Consider the following 21,066-nt stretch of genomic DNA (forward strand, 5'->3'; position numbering starts at 1 on the left):
TATCTCTGCCGAAATTGTAGAAATTCAGACTTGAATGTAGAAACGCCCCAGAACCCTTTCGGGCGCTGGGGCGCATAAACACTGGTGGCCTGGGACGGAATCGAACCGCCGACACAAGGATTTTCAATCCTCTGCTCTACCGACTGAGCTACCGGGCCAGAGACATAAATTATAACCTGAAAAAAGCACCTGTCGCAAAAGCTGCGCAAATCACGCGCGTTTGCCGCGCCCCAGGTCCACGCCCAGCTGACGCAACTTGCGGTAGAGGTGGGTACGTTCGAGGCCGGTCTTCTCAGCGACGCGCGTCATCGAGCCGCCTTCACGCGCCAGATGGAATTCAAAGTAGGCCTTCTCGAAGCCATCACGGGCCTCGCGCAAAGGGCGGTCCAGATCAAAACCCTGGTGCGCCAAGGGACCGGGGTCTGCCTCCATGGTGACGGGCATGCTGCCCACACCTTGCTGCGTCATGTCTGACGATGACGACGTTGCGGCCGCCGACAGCGCCGCAGGGCGTGCAGCATTGCGCGCCAGTCCCTGCTCCACTGCCTTGAGCAGCTTTTGCATGGTGATGGGCTTCTCCAGAAACGCAAACGCACCGATGCGCGTGGCATCCACCGCCGTGTCGATGGTGGCGTGGCCGCTCATCATGATGACGGGCATGGTCAGGAGGCCGCTTCCGGCCCACTCCTTGAGCAACGTGACACCGTCGGTGTCCGGCATCCAGATGTCCAGCAGCACCAGATCGTACACATTGGCAACGCGCGCGCTGCGGGCCTGGGTCGCGTTTTCTGCGAGGTCCACGCTGTGCCCCTCGTCGTTCAGGATCTCCGACAGAAGGTCTCGAATGCCGAGCTCATCGTCGACCACAAGAATGTTTGCCATGAATGATTGCCTTGCGTCTGCAGTGCTGGGTGTTGTCAGGAAGCAACTATTTGCTCAGGGGCGAATGATAGCGACACTTGTGCGCCCTGTACTACCCCTTCTTCCTGTCGATTGACAAGTTCTATGCGCGCGCCGTGTTCGTCCGCGATCTTCTTGACCACCGCCAGACCCAATCCGGTGCCACGCGCCTTGGTGGTCACATAGGGCTCGAATGCACGTTGCAGGATGTGCGCGGGGAATCCGCCCCCCTGGTCGCTGATGCGCAGGCGCACACGCTTGGAGGCCTCGTTCCAGTGCGTGCTGATGCAAACCGGGGGGGGCCGGCTGTCTCCGCGCGCAGCACTCGCCTGCTCTGTGGCGTCCTGTGCGTTCTGCAGCAGGTTGTGCACGATCTGGCGCAGTTGCTGCGCGTCACCCATGATGCGTGGGCAGGCAGAATCAAGCTGTGCCTGCACTGCCACGGTGGCGCGCTCGGACTCATAGAGGTGCAGGATGTCCGCGATGAGCGCATTGAGGTCCACAGGCTTGAGCTCCGCAGCGGGCAGTCGCGCATAGTCGCGAAACTCGTTGACCAGGCGCTTCATCGCATCGACCTGGTCCACGATGGTCTTGACCGACTTGGCAAGCACCGCCTGCTCAGGAGCCGGCAACTTGGCATGGAGTTTCATTTCCAGCCGTTCCGCAGACAGTTGGATGGGTGTAAGCGGGTTCTTGATCTCGTGCGCCAATCGCCGCGCCACCTCACCCCAGGCCTGGGCGCGCTGTGCGGAAACAATTTCGGTAATGTCGTCAAATACCAACAGACGGGCCGCGTCCGGCAGCTCTGCACCGCGGGCAACGATGCTGGTGGCATGTTGCGCGACCGCGCCTTCGGCGGAACCCGAGCCATGCAGATCAAAAGACTGCTGCCAATGGTCGAGTCCGTGCTGGTCGCGGTGGCTCAGGAAGGTTTCGAACTGCTGCTGCACCGATTGTGCAAAGGCCTGCAAGCCAGGCACATCGGCCAGGGGCTGCCCCTGGAATGCGGCCAAGGGTTCACGCAGGATGCGTGTGGCACCAGGGTTGGACGAACGGATGGTGCCCTGGGCATCAAGCACGATGACCCCGGCCGTGAGGTTGTCCAGAATGGTCTGCAGGCGTGCGCGGGCGCTGTCCACGGCCTCCATGCTGCGCTCCACCTGGCTGCGTGCATCGGCGAGTTGCTGGGTCATGGAAGCAAAGGAACGCGTCAACCCACCCAGCTCGTCCTTGCCTTGCAGCACGGCCTTGGGACTGAGGTTGCCCTGCGCCACCTCGCGCACCCCTTCGGCCAGGACCAACAATGGCCGTGCCAACTGATTGCCCAACAGCACCGCCAGGAGCACAGCGCCAAACACCGCGAGAAACAGGCTCAGCGTCAAGGTGCCGATGTACATGCGCCGCAAGCCACCGCGCGCCAGGGCGCGCTCCTGGTATTCGCGGTGGGCTTCCTGCACGGCGACGGCGTTGTCCACGAGCACCGGCGGCAAGGGCACGACGGCCTGGAGATAGCGCGGCTCTGCCACCAGGCCCATGCCGGGGTTGGGCACCAACACCAAGACGGAAACGCGCACATTGCGCAAGGCCTCCGGGCGGGTGACATCGGGCAGTTCGTCCAAACCCTCGAGTTGCCCTATCGCACGCTGCTGACGTACGGTGCGCAATTGCTGGGCGGTGGGGCGCTCCTGGTCAAGCCGATAGCGCGATTGGCCCACACTCGCGACCAATTGACCCGCAGCGTTCCACAACAGCAGATCGCTGGCTCCGAGCTGGTCCCGAATGCGCTCCAACACCAGGCCCGCAGTGGCATCGGAAGTTTGCGACAGCTGCGCGCTGAGGCTGCGCGCCCGCGTCGCCGTCTCGCTGACCTGCATCTCCAACGTGGCACTGGCCAAACTGACCCCTGCGGCCAGCGCACCCTCGACCTTGACGTCGAACCAGCTTTCGATGGAGCGCGAGACAAACTGGTACGACACGTAATAGATCAGCAGGCCCGGCATCAGCCCCACCAGGGCAAAGATGGCCGCCAGCTTGACCAGCAAGCGGCTACCGAAACGCCCCCGCCGCAAGCGCAGCAGCAGACGCACAGCCACCCACAGCAACACGGCCAGCAAGAGCAGCGCCACCACCACGTTGACGCCAAACAGCCACCCGTAGTTGCGCTCGTACAGGACCCGGTTGTTGGTGGTGAGGGTCAGGAGAAAAAAGAGCACCAGGGCGATGGCCGCCATGATGGCCGTCCCCACCCCTACGGCCCAGCGCACCGCCCGCGAAGGGCGTAGCGCGTTCTGCGTCTCGCTCATTGCGTGGGCTCCGGACTCCAGCGCAGGCTGCGCGCCAGAGAGAGGTTCCAGCCCGAGCGTCCCAGCGCGCCGATCTGCAAGGGGCGCGGGAGCTGCGACAGATCCAGCCTGAAGCGCAGCTGCACCTGGTACTGTTCCTGGGGATCTATGGCGGCCGCAGGCGCAATCTTCCAGCGCACAATGCGCTGCATGGCAGCCCGCACGTCGGCCAGGTCGTCGAAGTTTTGCCCCAGGGCAACGCCCAGCCCGCTCGAGTCAAAAGGCGCGGAGGACACATTGAGGCGCCATCGGCGCGTCAATGGCTGGTAGCTCAGGCGCAGGTAGCGCACCTCGGTGGCAATGTGCTGGTCGTACCAGTACCAGCGCCGCCGGGTCAGTTCCGCCTCCGAGACGAAGTACATCGGGATGCCCTTGCGCAGCGCATCTTCGGCGAGCGTGGGCAGTTCGAACTCCAGCACGGCCGTCAGGAAGAGGCCTTCATCGGTCTGCTCCAGGCGCATGTCCGGTATGGCTGCCGGGTTCGCCGCCTGCGCTTGGCCGCACAGGGCCAGCAGGGCGAAGAGCACCCAGCGCAGCCCCCACAGGGCCGAGCGTCGCCACAGCACCTCGGCCGCACGGGAAACCGCATCAGCCGGGCTGTTTCTCGAGCAGCGCGTAGAAGAAGCCGTCATGTTCACCCGACAGATTGTCCGGGACACCCTCGGCCTTGTGGGGCACACCTGGCAACAAATGGCCCGGTGACGGCAGCAAGCGTGCGTCAGTGTTGTGTGCAAGAAACGCCTGGATCTGATCGCTCCCCTCGGCCCGGAACACCGAACAGGTGCAATACAGCAAGCGCCCCCCGGGTCGCACCAGGGGCCACAGTGCGCGCAGCAATTGCGCCTGGATGGCGGCCAGCTGCGCCACGTCGCACTCGCGGCGCAACCAGGCCACGTCCGGGTGGCGGCGCACGATGCCCGATGCGGTGCAGGGGGCGTCCAGCAGGATGGCATCAAACAGCTCGCCGCCACAATGCGCCCGCCACCAGTCCTCGGGGCGTCCGGCATCGGCGACCAACACCTGGGCCTTCAACTGGCAGCGTTCCAACGTAGCGCGGATGCGTTCGCAGCGCTGCGCATCCACATCCAGCGCCGTGAGCCGCAGATCCGCCTGGGGCCCGGCGCATTCGAGCAAGTGCGCCGTCTTGCCACCGGGCGCAGCACAGGCATCCAGCACGCGCAAAGGCCGGTTCAGATTCAGTCCCTGGAGCAGCAGGGGCGCGGCCAGTTGCGCCCCCGCATCCTGCACCGACACGTCGCCCTGCGCAAACCCCGGCAAGGACTGCACGGCCACGGCCCGCTGTAACACCAGTCCGTCGGCCCCGATGTCAATTGCTCCCAAATTGATAGCTGCTAGCGCTTTCTGGTATTGCCCTGGGGTCGTTTTTTGCTTGTTAACTCGCAACACCATGGGTGCCTGGTTGCGGGGGGCTTGCAGTACGGCCTGCCAATGCTGGGGGTGGTCCTTGCGCAGCCTTTGCACCCACCAGGCCGGGTGGTTCCAGCGCGCCAGATCGTCCCGTGCGGCGGCATCACACAGCGCCTGGCGCTCGCGCAGAAAACGGCGCAGGCAGGCGTTGACAAACCCCGCCTGGGGCCGCGTACTGCGCTGGGCCTTGGCCGCTTCCACCGCCTGGTTGACCAGCGTGTGGGGCTCGTAGGCCGCACTGGCGTCCGGCGCCATCAGTGCCAGCGCAGTGCACAGCAACGCATCGATGGCGGCAGCAGGCTTGCGCGGTGCCAATTGGCTGCGCAGGGCCTGCGCCATGCCCAGATGGCGCAGCGTCTCGAAAAACAAGGCCTGCACAGCGGGCCGCAGCGCGGCAGGGACCGTCTCCAGCGCTGCAGTCCCCGAGCGGCCGGCACGCACGGCCTGCAGGCAGGCGGCCACCGATTGGAGCACCACCGACAGCGCAGGCGCAGCACCCGCGCCGGGACTGGCCACGGGGGCCTGCGCATCGGCACCAGGCCGCTGAGGGATGCGGGTGTTTCCGGTCATGGATTCAAAGAGGTGAGAGACCCATAAAAAAACTCCCGGTCTGCCTGAAACCAGACAGGCCGGGAGCGCGCTAGGTCATGCTGCCTGCGGATCAGTCCGCAGAGGGCACTTCGGTACCGGTGGCGGCATCGGCCGCAGCATCGGCCTCGCCGTCCTGCGCCAGACCCGCCATTTCAGCGGCTTCGGCTTCGGCGATGGCACGGCGCTCGGCGTCGTCCATGGCGTCCTTGGCCTTGCGTGCCTGGTGGTAGGCCAGACCCGTACCGGCAGGAATCAGACGACCAACGATGACGTTTTCCTTCAGGCCACGCAGCTCGTCGCGCTTGCCCATGATGGCAGCCTCGGTGAGCACGCGGGTGGTTTCCTGGAAGGAAGCGGCCGAGATGAACGAGTCGGTGGACAGCGACGCCTTGGTGATACCCAGCAACAGGTTGCTGTAGGTCGCGGGAATCTTGCCCTCGGCCTGCAGTGCCTCGTTGGTGTTGAGGATCTCGGAGCGCTCGACCTGCTCGCCAGCGATGTAGGCGGAATCGCCCGAGTTCTCGACCACGACGCGGCGCAGCATCTGGCGCACGATCACTTCGATGTGCTTGTCGTTGATCTTCACACCCTGCAGACGGTACACGTCCTGCACTTCATCGACGATGTAACGCGAGAGTTCCTCGATACCCAGCAGGCGCAGGATGTCTTGTGGATCGGCCGGACCGTCCACGACGAGCTCGCCCTTGTTGACCACCTGGCCTTCGTGCACCAGGATGTTCTTTTCCTTGGGGATGAGGTCTTCCCAGACCTTGCCATCGGGGTCGGTGATCTGCAGGCGGATCTTGCCCTTGGTCTCCTTGCCGAAGGACACGGTACCGGTGACTTCAGCCAGCGTGCCCTTGTCCTTGGGCGTACGCGCTTCGAACAGCTCGGCCACGCGCGGCAGACCGCCGGTAATGTCGCGGGTCTTCTGACCTTCGATCGGGATACGGGCCAGCACTTCGCCGGGACCCACGCCCTGGTCGTCGCGCACCTGGATCAGAGCACCCACCTGGAAGCCGATGGTCACCGAATGGTCGGTGCCAGGGATCTTGACTTCGTGGCCGTTGGCATCGATCAGCTTGACCTGGGGTTTGACCACCTTGGCCGAACCACGGCGCTTGGGGTCAATCACCACCAGCGTGGACAGGCCGGTGACCTCGTCCACCTGCTTGGCCACGGTGAGGCCTTCTTCCACGTTCTCGAACTTCACCGTACCTGCGTACTCGGTGATGATCGGACGGGTCAGCGGGTCCCAGTTGGCCAGGATGGTGCCAGCCTTGATCTGCTGGTCTGCCTTCACGGTCAGCGTGGCGCCGTAGGGCACCTTGTGGCGCTCGCGCTCGCGGCCGTGCTCGTCCTGGATGACGATCTCGCCAGAGCGCGAGATGACCACCAACTCACCCTTGGAGTTGGTCACATAGCGCATCGTGGCGTTGAAGCCGATGAAACCGTTGGACTTGGCTTCCACGCTGGAAGCAATGGCTGCACGCGACGCTGCACCGCCAATGTGGAAGGTACGCATGGTCAGCTGGGTGCCGGGCTCGCCAATGGACTGGGCGGCGATCACACCCACGGCCTCGCCGAGGTTGATCAGGCCGCCACGACCCAGGTCGCGCCCGTAGCACTTGGCGCACAGGCCGAAGCGGGTTTCGCAGGTCAGCGCGGTGCGCACCTTCACTTCGTCCACACCAGCGGCTTCCAGCTCTTCGATCAGGTCTTCGTCGAGCATCTGGCCCGGCTGGGCCATGACCGCACGGGTTTCGGGGTGCAGCACTTCTTCAGCCGCGGTGCGGCCCAGGATACGGTCGCGCAGCGACTCGATCACTTCACCGCCCTCAACGATGGCACGCATCAGCGTACCGTTGGACGTGCCGCAGTCCTCTTCGGTCACCACCAGATCCTGCGTCACATCGACCAGACGGCGGGTCAGGTAACCCGAGTTGGCCGTCTTCAACGCCGTGTCCGCCAGACCCTTACGGGCACCGTGGGTGGAGATGAAGTACTGCAACACGTTCAGACCTTCACGGAAGTTGGCCGTGATGGGGGTCTCGATGATGGAGCCGTCGGGCTTGGCCATCAGGCCGCGCATACCGGCGAGCTGACGGATCTGGGCGGCAGAACCGCGAGCACCGGAGTCGGCCATCATGTAGATGGAGTTGAACGACTCCTGGTCCACTTCCTTGCCGTGGCGGTCGACGGTCTTTTCCTTCTTCAGGTGGTCCATCATGACCTTGGAGATGTCGTCACCGGCCTTGCCCCAGATGTCCACCACCTTGTTGTAGCGCTCGCCAGCGGTCACCAGACCGGAGGAATACTGCTGCGCGATTTCCTTCACCTCGGTTTCGGCACGCTCGATGATGGTGTGCTTTTCGGCAGGCACCAGCATGTCGTCCACCGCGATGGAAATACCCGCGCGGGTGGCCAGACGGAAACCGTTCTGCAGCAGCTTGTCGGCGAACACCACCGTTTCCTTCAGACCGCACTTGCGGAAGGACACGTTGATGAGCTTGGAGATTTCCTTCTTCTTGAGCGCCTTGTTGATGTTGGCAAAAGGCAGGCCCTTGGGCAGGATTTCCGACAGCAGCGCACGGCCCACGGTGGTGTCCACGAGCTTGGTCTCAGGCACGAACTCGCCCGTGGCCTTGTCCTTGGTCCACTCGGTCAGACGGACGCTGATCTTGGCGGTCAGTTCGACCACACCGGCATCCAGCGCACGCTGTACCTCGCAGGTATCGGCAAACACCAGGCCTTCGCCCTTGCCGTTGATGCGCTCGCGGGTGGCGTAGTACAGACCCAGCACCACGTCCTGCGAAGGAACGATGGAGGGTTCGCCGGAAGCGGGGAACAGCACGTTGTTGGAGGCCAGCATCAGCGTGCGGGCTTCCATCTGCGCTTCCACCGACAGCGGCACGTGAACGGCCATCTGGTCACCGTCGAAGTCGGCGTTGAAGGCCGCGCAGACGAGGGGGTGCAGCTGGATGGCCTTGCCTTCGATCAGGATGGGCTCAAAGGCCTGGATACCCAGACGGTGCAGCGTGGGCGCACGGTTCAGCAGAACCGGGTGCTCCTTGATGACCTCTTCCAGGATGTCCCACACCACCGGCGTGCCGGATTCGACTTCCTTCTTCGCCGCCTTGATGGTGGTGGCGATGCCCATGGCTTCCAGGCGCGAGAAGATGAAGGGCTTGAACAGCTCCAGGGCCATCAGCTTGGGCAGACCGCACTGGTGCAGCTTGAGCGTTGGGCCCACGGTAATCACGGAACGACCGGAGTAGTCCACGCGCTTGCCCAGCAAGTTCTGGCGGAAACGACCGGACTTGCCCTTGATCATGTCGGCCAGGGACTTCAGAGCACGCTTGTTGGCGCCCGTCATGGCCTTGCCGCGGCGGCCGTTGTCCAGCAAGCTGTCCACGGCTTCCTGCAGCATCCGCTTTTCGTTGCGCGCAATGATCTCGGGAGCCTTGAGCTCCAGCAGGCGACGCAGACGGCTGTTGCGGTTGATGACGCGGCGGTACAGGTCGTTCAGGTCCGACGTGGCGAAGCGGCCGCCGTCCAGCGGCACCAGCGGACGCAGGTCCGGCGGCAGCACGGGCAGCACTTCGAGCACCATCCACTCGGGCTTGATGCCGGACTTCTTGAAGGCTTCCAGCACCTTCAGGCGCTTGGCGTTCTTCTTGACCTTGACTTCGGAGCCCGTCAGGTCGCCACGCAGGCGCTCGATCTCGGTATCGATATCGATCGACTCCAACAACTCGCGAATGCCTTCAGCGCCCATCTTGGCCTGGAACTCGTCGCCGTATTCCTTGAACTTGGCGTCGTAGTCATCCTCGGACATGATGCTGTACTTTTTCAGCGGGGTCATGCCGGGGTCGGTCACCACATAGGCTTCAAAGTACAGCACGCGCTCGATGTCGCGCAGCGTCATGTCCAGCACCAGGCCCAGGCGCGAAGGCAGGGACTTGAGGAACCAGATGTGGGCGCAAGGCGCAGCCAGATCGATGTGGCCCATGCGCTCGCGGCGCACCTTGGTCTGCGTGACTTCCACGCCGCACTTTTCGCAGATCACGCCACGGTGCTTGAGGCGCTTGTACTTGCCGCACAGGCACTCGTAGTCCTTGATCGGGCCAAAGATCTTGGCGCAGAACAGGCCATCGCGCTCGGGCTTGAACGTGCGGTAGTTGATGGTTTCGGGCTTCTTCACCTCACCGAAAGACCAGGAACGGATCTTCTCGGGCGACGCCAAGCCGATGCGGATGGCATCGAAATGCTCGTCGGGGGTGAACTGCTTGAACAGGTCGAGTAGCGATTTCATAAGACTCTTTCCCTTTCCGAATTAGGAGCGCTCAAGCTCGATGTCCAGGCCCAGGGAACGGATTTCCTTGACCAGCACGTTGAACGATTCGGGCATGCCTGCCTCGATGGTGTGCTCACCCTTGACGATGTTCTCGTACACCTTGGTACGGCCTTGCACGTCGTCGGATTTGACAGTGAGCATTTCCTGCAGCACGTAGGACGCGCCATAGGCCTCCAGCGCCCACACTTCCATCTCACCGAAGCGCTGGCCACCGAACTGTGCCTTGCCGCCCAGCGGCTGCTGCGTGACGAGCGAGTACGGGCCGGTCGAGCGGGCGTGCATCTTGTCGTCCACCAAGTGGTGCAGCTTGAGGTAGTGCATGTAGCCCACCGTGGTGGTGCGCTCGAAGGCGTCGCCGGTACGGCCGTCGTACAGCTGTGCCTGGGTGCGCGTTGGCGTCAGACCCTTGGCCTTGGCGACATCGTCCGGGTAGGCCAGCTTGAGCATGTCGCGGATTTCCTGCTCCGTGGCTCCGTCGAACACGGGGGACGCAAAGGGCACACCCGTGGTCAACTCTTGCGCCATGGCGCGCAGCTCGCCGTCCGACAGCTTGGCAAGGTCTTCCTTGCGGCCAGCGGTGTTGTAGATCTGCTCCATGAAGGTGCGGATCTCGGCGGCGGCGGCCTCGCGCTGAAGCATGTCGCCAATGCGCTGGCCCAGGCCCTTGCCGGCCCAGCCCAGGTGGACTTCCAGCACCTGCCCGATGTTCATGCGCGAAGGCACGCCCAGCGGGTTGAGCACGATGTCCACAGGCGTACCGTCGGCCATGTAGGGCATGTCTTCCACCGGCGTGATCTTGGAGACCACGCCCTTGTTGCCGTGGCGGCCGGCCATCTTGTCGCCAGGCTGCAGGCGGCGCTTGACGGCCAGGTACACCTTGACCATCTTCAGCACGCCTGCGGGCAGCTCGTCGCCTTGCGTCAGCTTCTTGCGTTTTTCTTCGAAGGCCAGGTCGAAGCTGTGGCGGGTCTGCTCCAGCGAATTCTTGATCGACTCCAGTTGCGCGGCGACTTCGTCTTCGGCGGGGCGGATGTCGAACCAATGGAACTTGTCCACGCCGTCGAGGTAGGCCTTGTCGAGCTTGGTGCCCTTGGCCAGCTTCTGCGGACCACCATTGGCCACACGGCCGATCAGCAGCTTCTCGATACGGTCGAAGGCGTCGGCCTCGACGATGCGCAGCTGGTCGTTCAGGTCGAGGCGGAAGCGCTTGAGTTCATCGTCGATGATCTGCTGGGCGCGCTTGTCGCGCTGGATGCCTTCGCGGGTGAAGACTTGCACGTCGATCACCACGCCCTGCGAGCCCTGGTCCACGCGCAGCGAGGTGTCCTTCACGTCGGACGCCTTCTCGCCGAAGATGGCGCGCAGCAGCTTTTCTTCGGGCGTGAGCGTGGTCTCGCCCTTGGGCGTGACCTTGCCGACCAGCACGTCGCCAGGCTGCACTTCGGCACCCACGTAGATGATGCCGGACTCGTCCAGACGGTTGAGCTGTTGCTCCGACAGGTTGGGGATATCGCGCGTGATTTCCTCTGGCCCCAGCTTGGTGTCGCGGGCCATCACCACCAGCTCTTCGATGTGGATGCTGGTGTAGCGGTCATCGGCCACCACACGTTCGCTGATCAGGATCGAGTCTTCGAAGTTGTAGCCGTTCCAGGGCATGAAGGCGATCAGCATGTTCTGACCGATGGCGATCTCACCCAGGTCGGTGGAGGCACCGTCGGCAATCACATCACCCTTGGCCAGCTTGTCACCCTTCTTGACGATGGGACGCTGGTGGATATTGGTGTTCTGGTTGGAGCGCTGGTACTTGATGAGGTTGTAGATGTCCACACCCACTTCACCGGCCACGGCTTCGTCGTCGTTCACCCGGATCACGATACGGGTGGCATCGACGTAGTCCACCACGCCGCCGCGCGTGGCCGTGACCACGGTGCCGGAGTCGACGGCGGCAACGCGCTCGATGCCCGTGCCCACCATCGGTTTTTCCGGGCGCAGCACAGGCACGGCCTGGCGCGACATGTTGGCGCCCATCAGTGCGCGGTTGGCGTCGTCGTGCTCCAGGAAGGGCACCAGCGAAGCAGCCACCGACACGATCTGCGCAGGCGACACGTCCATGTACTGGATCTGGTCGGCGCTGACCAGCACCGATTCGCCTTTTTCGCGCGCAGACACCAGTTCGTCGACGAGACGCCCTTCAGCGTCGAGACCGGCGTTGGCCTGGGCAATGACGTACTTGCCTTCTTCAATGGCCGAGAGGTAATCAATCTCGTTGGTCACCTTGCCATTCGCCACTCGGCGGTAGGGCGTTTCGATGAAGCCGTACTCGTTCAGGCGTGCGTACAGCGCCAGCGAGTTGATCAGGCCGATGTTCGGGCCTTCCGGCGTTTCGATAGGACAGACGCGGCCGTAGTGGGTCACGTGCACGTCGCGCACCTCGAAGCCAGCGCGCTCGCGGGTCAGACCGCCCGGGCCCAGGGCCGAGACGCGGCGCTTGTGCGTGATCTCGGCCAGCGGGTTGGTCTGATCCATGAACTGCGACAGCTGCGAGGCACCGAAGAACTCCTTGAGCGCCGCGGAAATCGGCTTGGAGTTGATGAGGTCGTGAGGCATCAGCGGCTCTTGCTCGGCCTGGCCCAGACGCTCCTTCACAGCCTTTTCGATACGCGCCAGACCCGTGCGGTACTGGTTTTCCGCCAGTTCACCCACGCAGCGCACGCGGCGATTGCCCAGGTGGTCGATGTCATCGACTTCGCCGCGGCCATTGCGCAGATCGACCAGGATCTTGACCACAGAGAGGATGTCCTCGTTGGTCAGCACCATGGGGCCTTCGGCGCTATCGCGGCCCACGCGGGCGTTGAACTTCATGCGCCCGACGCGCGACAGGTCGTAGGTGTCTGCGCTGTAGAAGAGACGCTGGAACAGCGCCTGCACGGCGTCCTCGGTGGGAGGTTCGCCAGGGCGCATCATGCGGTAGATGGCAACACGCGCGGCGAATTCGTCCGTGGTTTCGTCGATGCGCAGGGTCTGGGAAATGTAGGGACCCTGATCCAGTTCGTTGGTGTAGATGCACTGCAGCTCTTGCACCGACGCCGAACGCAGCTTCTTCAGCAGTGCCTCGGTCAGTTCTTCGTTGGCCTTGGCGAGGATTTCGCCGGTGTCGCCGTCAACGATGTTGCGCGCCACCACGCGGCCAATCAGGAAGTCTTCAGGGACGCTGATGTGCGTGGTGCCGGATTGTTCCAGCTCGCGGGTATGGCGCGCGGTGATGCGCTTGTCCTTGGCCACCACCACCTTGCCCGACTTGTCGGTGATGTCGAAACGGGCCACCTCGCCACGCAAGCGCTCGGGCACGAATTCCAACAGGGCGCCGCTGTCCATCAGGCGGAAGTTGTCATTGACGAAGAAGTTCGCCAGGATGGACTCGGGGTTCAGGCCGATGGCCTTGAGCAGGATGGAGACCGGCATCTTGCGACGGCGGTCCACGCGGAAATACAGAATGTCCTTGGGGTCGAATTCGAAGTCGAGCCAGGAGCCACGGTAGGGGATGATGCGCGCCGAGAACAACAGCTTGCCAGAGCTGTGCGTCTTGCCCTTGTCATGCTCGAAGAACACGCCTGGCGAACGGTGCAGCTGCGAAACAATGACGCGCTCTGTGCCGTTGATGATGAAGGAGCCCTTGTCGGTCATCAGGGGCACTTCACCCATGTAGACCTCTTGTTCCTTCACTTCCTTGACCACCTTGGACTGCGCCGTGGACGATTCGCGGTCATAGATAATCAGCTGAACCTTGGCACGCACGGCCGACGCGAAGGTGAGTCCGCGGGTCTGGCATTCGCGCACATCGAAGGCGGGCTTGGCCAGGTTGTACTCCAGGAATTTCATCTCGACAAAACCGTTGTGCGAGACGATGGGGAAAGCCGAATTGAATGCGGCCTGCAAGCCTTCAATGGTTCGTTTTTTCGGCGGTACGTTGGCCTGCAGAAACGCTGTGTAGGCGTCCTTTTGCATCTGCAGGAGGTAAGGTACCTTCAGCACGCTGTCGCGGCTGCCGAAACTTTTGCGGATACGCTTGCGTTCGGTATAAGAGTAGGCCATGAGATCTCCGGGCTAAGACTGGGGTCCTGGGTCTTCGACGACGGAACTGCGGAAGGAAATGCCGCAGGCTTGGCGGTTGGCCACTACCAACCATGGCGGACGGCGATGCCTTGCACATCGCCCGGACCAAGGCGCCTTCTGCTGTCGGGTTCGTCAGAAGACACTTGAAAACTGGTGGGAAGCATCCGTCTGCTCCAGCCAGTTTTCAAGTGCGCTCTGGAAGCGCCAAAGGCTGGAGGCCCTGTGAGGACGCTCCAGCCCTTGAAAGAGACCGAATTACTTGAGTTCGGCCTTGGCGCCGGCTTCCACCAGCTTCTTGACGGCAGCTTCGGCGTCGGCCTTGGCAATGCCTTCCTTGACGTTCTTGGGAGCGCCGTCCACCAGATCCTTGGCTTCCTTGAGGCCCAGGCCGGTGATTTCGCGCACTGCCTTGATGACGGACACCTTGTTGGCGCCAGCGTCGGTCAGCACCACGTTGAATTCCGTCTTTTCTTCGGCAGCAGCAGCGCCAGCGCCACCGCCAGCAGCAGCGGGGGCGGCCATGGCGGCAGCGCTCACGCCAAACTTCTCTTCAATGGCCTTCACCAGGTCATTGAGTTCCAGGACCGTCATGCTGTCGAGAGCGGTCAGAAATGCGTCTTTATCGAATGCCATTTTGATTTCCTAACAATTAGTTAACAGGTCGGTCAGCACATTGCTCAGGCAGCAACGGCTTCGCCTTCGCCTTTTTTGGCCGCCAGGGCACCCAGCACCACGGCGGTGCGGGACATCGGCGACATCAGCAAGCCACACAGCTGGGCCAGCAGCACTTCCTTCGTAGGAATGTTGGCCAGTTGCTTAACGCCGTTGACGTCCAGGGCCTTGCCACCGAAAGCACCGCCACGAATCACCAGCTTGTCGTTGGTTTTCGCGAAATCGGCCACCACCTTAGCGGCGGCCACGGCGTCTTCGGAGAAGCCATAGATCAGCGGACCGGTCATCTGGTCTGCCACCACGTCAAACTGGCTGCCTGCCACAGCACGGCGTGCCAGGGTGTTCTTCAGAACACTCAGGCTTACACCCTTGCTGCGTGCATCAACGCGCAGTTTGGTCATGTCGGCGACCGTGATGCCACGGTATTCCGCAATCACAAGCGTTTGAGCTTTAGCGGCGAGGCTGGTCACTTCACTGATGACCGCTTCTTTCTCACTGCGATTAAGACTCAAGGTCTACTCCTTTAAATGCACTTCGGGACAAGTCCCTTCATGCGCTCTTATTGCAGCGACCAACTGTGGAGGAAAAATCATTCCATCTGCAGCGGGATCGCCATCTGCGCTGGCCTTGAAGGATTAAGCGCCTGTCGGCACACCAGCGGTCTTGGATGGCCCACCACACGGGTGCGGTAGCCCACCACCGAGGCACCTTTCGGCGCCTCAAGATTTCGCGCAATTACGCTGCGATGGTTTGCGTGTCGATGCGAACACCCACACCCATGGTCGAGGACAGGGCAACCTTGCGCAGGTACAGACCCTTGCTCGTAGCAGGCTTGGCCTTGTTCAGGGCTTCGATCAGCGCAGACAGGTTGGCCTGGAGCTTGTCGTTGTCGAACGAGCGGCGACCAATGGTGCTGTGCACGATACCGGCCTTGTCCACACGGAACTGGACCTGGCCAGCCTTGGCGTTCTTCACGGCAGTGGCCACATCCGGCGTCACCGTGCCGACCTTGGGGTTAGGCATCAGGCCGCGGGGGCCCAGGATCTGACCCAAGGTACCAACCACACGCATTGCGTCCGGTGCAGCAATCACGACGTCGAAAGGCATGTCACCCGCCTTGACCATGGCGGCAAGATCGTCCATACCCACGATGTCAGCGCCCGCTGCCTTGGCCTCTTCAGCCTTGGCGCCTTGTGCGAACACTGCGACACGGGTGGTCTTGCCGGTACCGGCAGGCAGCACCACGGCGCCGCGCACGACTTGATCCGACTTCTTGGCGTCCACGCCCAGTTGCACGGCCACATCGATCGACTCGTCGAACTTGGCAGTGGCGGCATCCTTGACGATGGCCAATGCCTCGGTCAAAGGGTACAGACGGGTGGATTCCACCTTGCCCTGCAGGGCTTTTTGCTTCTTGGTCAGCTTGGCCATTTACACACCCTCCACCGTCACGCCCATGGAGCGCGCAGAACCTGCAATGGTACGAACAGCAGCATCTAGAGATGCAGCGTTCATGTCCTTCATCTTGGTCTTGGCGATTTCTTCCAGCTGAGCGCGGGTGATCTTGCCGACCTTGGTCTTCAATGCATTGGCGGAACCCTTTTCCAGCTTGATCGCCTTTTTGATCAACGTGGTCGCCGGAGGGGTCTTGATAATGAAAGTAAAGCTCTTGTCTGCGAATGCCGTGATCACGACGGGCAGAGGAAGGCCGGGCTCCACACCTTGGGTCTGCGCGTTGAACGCCTTGCAGAACTCCATGATGTTGAGACCGCGCTGGCCCAGAGCAGGACCAATGGGGGGAGAGGGATTGGCCTTACCAGCTGGCACTTGCAGCTTGATGAAGCCGACGATTTTCTTCGCCATTTTTAAGACTCCTTACGGGTACCAGCGCCTACCGCAAAAACTGCACGCAGGCTCCCCGGGGGTTGTCGACTCGTTGATACACAGGGCGTTGAGTCGTTGAAACGCCAATGGACCCGCTGTGTTCAGGTTTTTTCTATCTGGCTGAATTCCAGCTCGACCGGCGTGGAGCGCCCGAAAATCATCACGGATACGCGCACACGGCTCTTTTCGTAGTTGACATCTTCCACAGTGCCGTTGAAGTCCGTGAACGGACCTTCCTTGACGCGCACCATCTCACCCACCATGAACTCGATCTTGTGGCGCGGCTTGTCGGTACCTTCCTGCATCTGACTGACGATCTTCTGCACTTCGTCTTCAGAGATGGGAGCGGGGCGATTTTTGGCGCCCCCCACAAATCCGGTCACCTTGCTGGTGTGCTTGATCAGATGCCAGGTGTCATCGTCCATGACCATCTCGACAAAGACGTAGCCAGGGAAGAGGCGCCGCTCGGTCGTCTTGCGCTGGCCATTCTTCATCTCGACCACCTCTTCGGTGGGCACCAGAATGCGACCGAACTTATCCTGCATTCCAGAACGTGCGATACGTTCAGCGATGTTGCGCTCTACCGCCTTCTCCATGCCGGAGTAGGCATGAACGATGTACCAGCGCAAATCGGGATTGGCAGCAGAAGCGCCCTGCGCAGCACCACCCAGTTCAACATCAGCGCTCATTTATTTTCTCCAGCCCAGGATCAGATCGTAGAGCACCCACTCGAGGGTTTTGTCCGTGAACCAAAGGAACAGAGCCATCACGACAGCAAACGCAAATACGTAGCCCGTCATCTGGACCGCTTCTTTGCGGCTGGGCCAGACCACCTTTTTGGCTTCGCGCCAGGCGTCTTTGGAGAAAGCAACAAGCTGGCGACCAGATTCCGACACCAAAAAGACTGCCGCAGCCAGAGCCAGCCCCACAATCAAAGCACCCCATTGAATCATGGGGCCCTGCTTGCTCAGCAGGTAAAAGCCAGCCACCGAGCCCAAAACCAGCAGCACTACCGCCGCCAACTTTGCTTTGTCCTGCCCTGTACTGACTGTCTCAACTTGCGAAGTGGCCATCACTGCCTATCCTCAATAATTCGGTGCCTCTCAAGACACTGAAGCCCGCCAGAGACTGGCGGGCCTTGGTTGCCACTATCAGATGGCAGGGGCAGTAGGAATCGAACCTACAACCTTCGGTTTTGGAGACCGACGCTCTGCCAATTGAGCTATACCCCTAGACCTTATTACTCGATGATCTTGGCCACGACGCCGGCGCCGACGGTACGACCGCCTTCACGGATGGCGAAGCGCAGACCTTCTTCCATGGCGATGGGGTTGATCAGCTTGACGGTGATCGACACGTTGTCGCCAGGCATCACCATTTCCTTGTCCGCGGGCAGCTCGATGGCGCCGGTCACGTCGGTGGTGCGGAAGTAGAACTGGGGACGGTAGTTGTTGAAGAAGGGGGTGTGGCGACCGCCTTCGTCCTTGCTCAGCACATACACCTCAGCCGTGAAGTGGGTGTGGGGCTTGATCGAGCCGGGCTTGCACAGCACTTGGCCGCGCTCGACGTCTTCGCGCTTGGTGCCGCGCAGCAGGATACCGACGTTGTCGCCAGCCTGGCCCTGGTCCAGCAGCTTGCGGAACATTTCCACGCCGGTGCAGGTGGTCTTTTGCGTGTCGCGGATACCGACGATTTCGATTTCTTCGCCGACCTTGACAATGCCGCGCTCGACACGACCGGTCACCACGGTGCCGCGACCGGAGATGGAGAACACGTCTTCCACGGGCATCAGGAAGGCACCGTCCACTGCACGCTCAGGCGTGGGGATGTAGGTGTCCAGGGCTTCTGCCAGGCGCATGATGGCCTGTTCGCCCAGGTCGCCCTTGTCGCCTTCGAGGGCCAGCTTGGCCGAGCCCTTGACGATGGGGGTGTCGTCGCCGGGGAAGTCGTACTTGGAGAGCAGCTCGCGCACTTCCATTTCGACCAGTTCCAGCAGTTCGGCGTCGTCCACCATGTCGCACTTGTTCAGGAAGACGATGATGTAGGGCACGCCGACCTGGCGGGCCAGCAGGATGTGCTCGCGCGTCTGGGGCATCGGGCCGTCAGCGGCGGAGCACACCAGGATGGCGCCGTCCATCTGGGCAGCGCCGGTGATCATGTTCTTGACGTAGTCGGCGTGGCCGGGGCAGTCCACGTGGGCGTAGTGGCGGTTGGCCGTTTCGTACTCGACGTGGGCGGTGTTGATGGTGATGCCGCGTGCCTTCTCTTCAGGCGCTGCGTCGATTTCGTCGTACTTCTTGGCTTCGCCGCCGAACTTGGCCGACAGCACGGTAGCGATGGCCGCCGTCAGCGTCGTCTTGCCGTGGTCCACGTGGCCGATCGTGCCAACGTTGACGTGCGGCTTGGTCCGCTCAAATTTCTCTTTTGCCATTTTTCGACTCCGAAAAAAACAATAGCCAAACAACAGGATTACGACGCAGCCATCAACAGACCGCACCACAAAGATGGTGCCCATGGCGGGAATCGGACCCGCGACCTCTCCCTTACCAAGGGAGTGCTCTACCACTGAGCCACATGGGCAGCGCGAACAGCATTCGCACAAAAAAACAAACCGCAAGACTGGAGCGGGAGACGGGAATCGAACCCGCGTCATTAGCTTGGAAGGCTAGGGTTCTACCATTGAACTACTCCCGCAGCTCTCGCTTCTCGCCACAGAACGCCAGGCATTACTGGCGCTCTGCTTGCATTTGGTGGAGGAGGCTGGATTCGAACCAGCGTAGGCGTAAGCCAACAGATTTACAGTCTGCCCCCTTTAGCCACTCGGGCACCCCTCCGGAGAATCTCAAATTATAGCAGAATTTTTTCCGCAAACTCAAGAGATCGCGTTCAATGCAACATCCATTCCTGTGGCGCGGCTGGCGGGGATCGAACCCACGACCCTTGGCTTCGGAGGCCAATACTCTATCCACTGAGCTACAGCCGCTGCGGCACGGAGGGATGCGATTGCATCTTTCGCGAGCCCGCGATTATCGCACGATTGATGACATGTCGGCCAACGCCAGCCAGGACAAGGGCAGACTTCCTTTTTATAATTTACTGATTTGCATCAACACAACACCAGGAGCCAACCCATGCACGTCAATGACACCACTCACTCGGGAACTGGCCCTGTCAAATCGCCCAAGCAGCTGCTGTCAGCGAGTTTGCTCGGGTTCATTGTTCCCATCGTGACCATCATTGGGCTGGCCAGCTACGTAGCATCCGGATACAAGACATCCCCAGGGTCCACAGACATGGAGCGGTCGGTGAACGCGCGCATCCAAAAGGTTGGTACGGTGGAGATTCGCGATGCAAATCGCCCACTGAAAACTGGCGAGCAGGTTTATCAAGCCCAGTGTGGAGCTTGCCACACCTCCGGAGCCTTGGGCGCTCCCAAGCTGGGCGACAGCCAGGCCTGGGATCCACGCGTCAAACAAGGCTTTGAAAGCCTCTTGCAATCGGCACTCAAAGGGAAGAATGCGATGGCAGCACAGGGTGGAGGGGCCTTCAACGATCTGGAAATCGCTCGTGCCGTGGTGTTTCTGGCCAACAAGGCCGGTGCAGGGTTCAGCGAACCGAAGGCTCCTGAGGTGGCACAGTAGCAATTGCACTGTAGACGCCCGGACTTTTCACGTAGCCATATTTCCGTTCAAAGTCTTTGCTGCTGGCTTCCTCGATGGCGAGGAGCCGGTCATCTATGTGCTCCGCCAGCAATGCGACCTCGTGCGAATGAAGCAACCCTAGGCCAATCGGAGTTTTCGCATAGACGTATCCGTGCTCATCCTGCACGAAGCCCAAGGACTCGGTGAGCACCCCCGTGTGGGAGATCAATTCTGTGACCGTCTTTCCGAACCGAAAGACCCAGGGAGTGACCTCCAGTTCGACGAAGACCCTCTGAGGACCGTTCTGGAAAAACCAACAGCCGTTGGCATCGGCGGCATAGTTCCGGCCCATGAACGCAATCCACTTGGAGTGCACTATTTTCTCCCCCTTGATCTGAGGGAAGCTTCCCTGCGCCTGCACCGCAAGATCCCGGAGATACCAGTCACCACGCGCATCCAAGCCCAGCCACCCGTAGCAAGCCGGTACATTGGGCCACTTGCCCATCGCTTTGATCACAATGTCGTCCACTTTGCAGTCCCGTCAATGCCTACATGGAATGCTGGATCGCACGCCGCCCATCATAGGCACCCATTACACAAAGAAAAAACCCCGCGATTCGCGGGGTTCTTGCGGATGCTAGAGCGGAGTCTTCTCACTTCTTCTGGCGGAACTTGCGCAAAGCGGCAATCTGAGCTGCCATGACTGCCAATTCCGACTGGGCACGGGCCAAATCAATTTCGCTCTTCGCGTTCTTGACAGCCTCTTCCGCTGCGAGACGGGCCTGGTTGGCCTTCTCATCATCAAGATCCTTGCCGCGAACAGCGGTGTCAGAAAGAACGGTCACTCGATCCGGCTGAACCTCAAGAATTCCGCCTGCAACAAAGACAAACTCTTCGCTGCCATCGGTCATCTCGATGCGCACCGAGCCAGGCTTGATGCGCGTGATCAACGGAGTATGGCGCGGATAGACACCCAGCTCACCAGCCTCGCCAGGCAGTGCGACAAAACGCGCCTCGCCGGAGAAGATGGATTCTTCGGCACTGACAACGTCTACATGAATGGTGTTGGCCATCTGAATTCCTTTGAAATCTTCGAAAGTGCTTGCGCTGGGTCAGGGTCGTCAACCGGTGGTCAGAC

At 61.6% G+C, this 21,066-nt stretch carries 16 protein-coding genes and 6 tRNA genes; 1 reads left to right on the top strand and 21 read right to left on the bottom strand.

The window, feature by feature from the left end; all coding sequences use genetic code 11:
- Positions 1-82 precede the first annotated feature (82 nt).
- From GWK50_RS17505 to GWK50_RS17595, 19 genes are all read right to left on the bottom strand, one after another.
- Positions 83-158, bottom strand: a tRNA-Phe gene (locus GWK50_RS17505).
- 52 nt (positions 159-210) lie between these two features.
- On the bottom strand, positions 211-882 hold the full coding sequence (locus GWK50_RS17510) for a response regulator (protein ID WP_162017624.1): 672 nt from the start codon (positions 880-882) through the stop codon (positions 211-213).
- 35 nt (positions 883-917) lie between these two features.
- On the bottom strand, positions 918-3,203 hold the full coding sequence (locus tag GWK50_RS17515; protein ID WP_199801511.1) for an ATP-binding protein: 2,286 nt from the start codon (positions 3,201-3,203) through the stop codon (positions 918-920).
- A complete protein-coding gene (locus GWK50_RS17520) occupies positions 3,200-3,874 on the bottom strand; it encodes a DUF4390 domain-containing protein (RefSeq protein ID WP_162017625.1) in 675 nt (224 codons plus the stop codon). The genes GWK50_RS17515 and GWK50_RS17520 overlap by 4 nt, the downstream gene beginning before the upstream one ends.
- Positions 3,831-5,240 (bottom strand): 16S rRNA (cytosine(967)-C(5))-methyltransferase RsmB, encoded by a 1,410-nt coding sequence (gene rsmB, locus GWK50_RS17525; RefSeq protein ID WP_162017626.1) that lies wholly within the window; start codon positions 5,238-5,240, stop codon positions 3,831-3,833. Before rsmB ends, GWK50_RS17520 begins: the two co-directional genes overlap by 44 nt.
- Before the next feature lie 91 nt (positions 5,241-5,331).
- Entirely contained in the window at positions 5,332-9,576 is a 4,245-nt protein-coding gene (rpoC, locus tag GWK50_RS17530; RefSeq protein WP_162017627.1) for a DNA-directed RNA polymerase subunit beta', read from the bottom strand.
- A gap of 21 nt (positions 9,577-9,597) precedes the next feature.
- Positions 9,598-13,710, bottom strand: coding sequence for a DNA-directed RNA polymerase subunit beta (gene rpoB / locus GWK50_RS17535; RefSeq protein ID WP_162017628.1), 4,113 nt, complete (start codon positions 13,708-13,710; stop codon positions 9,598-9,600).
- 276 nt (positions 13,711-13,986) lie between these two features.
- Complete coding sequence (gene rplL / locus GWK50_RS17540; protein ID WP_005797571.1) at positions 13,987-14,364, bottom strand: 50S ribosomal protein L7/L12; 378 nt, start codon at positions 14,362-14,364, stop codon at positions 13,987-13,989.
- 44 nt (positions 14,365-14,408) lie between these two features.
- On the bottom strand, positions 14,409-14,915 hold the full coding sequence (gene rplJ / locus GWK50_RS17545) for a 50S ribosomal protein L10 (protein ID WP_162017629.1): 507 nt from the start codon (positions 14,913-14,915) through the stop codon (positions 14,409-14,411).
- 223 nt (positions 14,916-15,138) lie between these two features.
- The gene (gene rplA, locus GWK50_RS17550; RefSeq protein WP_162017630.1) at positions 15,139-15,834 is read right to left on the bottom strand and encodes a 50S ribosomal protein L1; all 696 of its coding nucleotides are present in this window, start codon (positions 15,832-15,834) and stop codon (positions 15,139-15,141) included.
- Entirely contained in the window at positions 15,835-16,266 is a 432-nt protein-coding gene (gene rplK / locus GWK50_RS17555) for a 50S ribosomal protein L11 (protein WP_162017631.1), read from the bottom strand.
- A gap of 122 nt (positions 16,267-16,388) precedes the next feature.
- Positions 16,389-16,976, bottom strand: a complete 588-nt coding sequence (gene nusG, locus GWK50_RS17560) for a transcription termination/antitermination protein NusG (protein ID WP_162017632.1) — start codon at positions 16,974-16,976, stop codon at positions 16,389-16,391.
- The gene (gene secE, locus GWK50_RS17565; protein WP_162017633.1) at positions 16,977-17,360 is read right to left on the bottom strand and encodes a preprotein translocase subunit SecE; all 384 of its coding nucleotides are present in this window, start codon (positions 17,358-17,360) and stop codon (positions 16,977-16,979) included.
- Positions 17,361-17,443: 83 nt separating this feature from the next.
- Positions 17,444-17,519 (bottom strand) — tRNA-Trp (locus GWK50_RS17570).
- Positions 17,520-17,527: 8 nt separating this feature from the next.
- Positions 17,528-18,718: an elongation factor Tu gene (gene tuf / locus GWK50_RS17575; RefSeq protein WP_162017634.1), complete on the bottom strand. Its 1,191-nt coding sequence runs from the start codon at positions 18,716-18,718 to the stop codon at positions 17,528-17,530.
- Positions 18,719-18,792: 74 nt separating this feature from the next.
- Positions 18,793-18,867, bottom strand: a tRNA-Thr gene (locus tag GWK50_RS17580).
- 40 nt (positions 18,868-18,907) lie between these two features.
- A tRNA-Gly gene (locus GWK50_RS17585) sits at positions 18,908-18,981 on the bottom strand.
- A gap of 54 nt (positions 18,982-19,035) precedes the next feature.
- Positions 19,036-19,121: transfer RNA gene (locus GWK50_RS17590), tRNA-Tyr, on the bottom strand.
- 73 nt (positions 19,122-19,194) lie between these two features.
- Positions 19,195-19,270: transfer RNA gene (locus GWK50_RS17595), tRNA-Arg, on the bottom strand.
- A 148-nt stretch (positions 19,271-19,418) separates the two neighbouring features.
- On the opposite strand from GWK50_RS17595, the gene GWK50_RS17600 reads away from it, so the two are divergent.
- Positions 19,419-19,928 carry a c-type cytochrome gene (locus GWK50_RS17600; RefSeq protein WP_162017635.1) on the top strand — a complete coding sequence of 170 codons (510 nt, stop codon included), beginning with the start codon at positions 19,419-19,421 and terminating at the stop codon, positions 19,926-19,928.
- Here the strand turns inward: GWK50_RS17600 and GWK50_RS17605 are convergent.
- Both GWK50_RS17605 and GWK50_RS17610 read right to left on the bottom strand, forming a co-directional pair.
- A complete protein-coding gene (locus GWK50_RS17605; protein WP_162017636.1) occupies positions 19,894-20,457 on the bottom strand; it encodes a DUF2946 family protein in 564 nt (187 codons plus the stop codon). The genes GWK50_RS17600 and GWK50_RS17605 overlap by 35 nt on opposite strands.
- Before the next feature lie 124 nt (positions 20,458-20,581).
- The gene (locus GWK50_RS17610; protein ID WP_162017637.1) at positions 20,582-21,001 is read right to left on the bottom strand and encodes a F0F1 ATP synthase subunit epsilon; all 420 of its coding nucleotides are present in this window, start codon (positions 20,999-21,001) and stop codon (positions 20,582-20,584) included.
- Between the last annotated feature and the right edge of the window lie 65 nt (positions 21,002-21,066).

This window comes from Acidovorax sp. 210-6 (genome assembly GCF_010020825.1).
Classification (GTDB): domain Bacteria; phylum Pseudomonadota; class Gammaproteobacteria; order Burkholderiales; family Burkholderiaceae_C; genus Simplicispira; species Simplicispira sedimenti.

What these genes read in the sequence shown, in the direction of transcription:
- rpoC (WP_162017627.1), bottom strand. Translation starts at nt 9,576, where the DNA reads ATGAAATCGCTACTCGACCTGTTCAAGCAGTTCACCCCCGACGAGCAT.
- GWK50_RS17510 (WP_162017624.1), bottom strand. Translation starts at nt 882, where the DNA reads ATGGCAAACATTCTTGTGGTCGACGATGAGCTCGGCATTCGAGACCTT.
- GWK50_RS17515 (WP_199801511.1), bottom strand. Translation starts at nt 3,203, where the DNA reads ATGAGCGAGACGCAGAACGCGCTACGCCCTTCGCGGGCGGTGCGCTGG.
- nusG (WP_162017632.1), bottom strand. Translation starts at nt 16,976, where the DNA reads ATGAGCGCTGATGTTGAACTGGGTGGTGCTGCGCAGGGCGCTTCTGCT.
- GWK50_RS17520 (WP_162017625.1), bottom strand. Translation starts at nt 3,874, where the DNA reads ATGACGGCTTCTTCTACGCGCTGCTCGAGAAACAGCCCGGCTGATGCG.
- rplK (WP_162017631.1), bottom strand. Translation starts at nt 16,266, where the DNA reads ATGGCGAAGAAAATCGTCGGCTTCATCAAGCTGCAAGTGCCAGCTGGT.
- GWK50_RS17600 (WP_162017635.1), top strand. Translation starts at nt 19,419, where the DNA reads ATGCACGTCAATGACACCACTCACTCGGGAACTGGCCCTGTCAAATCG.
- rplL (WP_005797571.1), bottom strand. Translation starts at nt 14,364, where the DNA reads ATGGCATTCGATAAAGACGCATTTCTGACCGCTCTCGACAGCATGACG.
- rpoB (WP_162017628.1), bottom strand. Translation starts at nt 13,710, where the DNA reads ATGGCCTACTCTTATACCGAACGCAAGCGTATCCGCAAAAGTTTCGGC.
- secE (WP_162017633.1), bottom strand. Translation starts at nt 17,360, where the DNA reads ATGGCCACTTCGCAAGTTGAGACAGTCAGTACAGGGCAGGACAAAGCA.
- rplA (WP_162017630.1), bottom strand. Translation starts at nt 15,834, where the DNA reads ATGGCCAAGCTGACCAAGAAGCAAAAAGCCCTGCAGGGCAAGGTGGAA.
- rsmB (WP_162017626.1), bottom strand. Translation starts at nt 5,240, where the DNA reads ATGACCGGAAACACCCGCATCCCTCAGCGGCCTGGTGCCGATGCGCAG.
- tuf (WP_162017634.1), bottom strand. Translation starts at nt 18,718, where the DNA reads ATGGCAAAAGAGAAATTTGAGCGGACCAAGCCGCACGTCAACGTTGGC.
- GWK50_RS17610 (WP_162017637.1), bottom strand. Translation starts at nt 21,001, where the DNA reads ATGGCCAACACCATTCATGTAGACGTTGTCAGTGCCGAAGAATCCATC.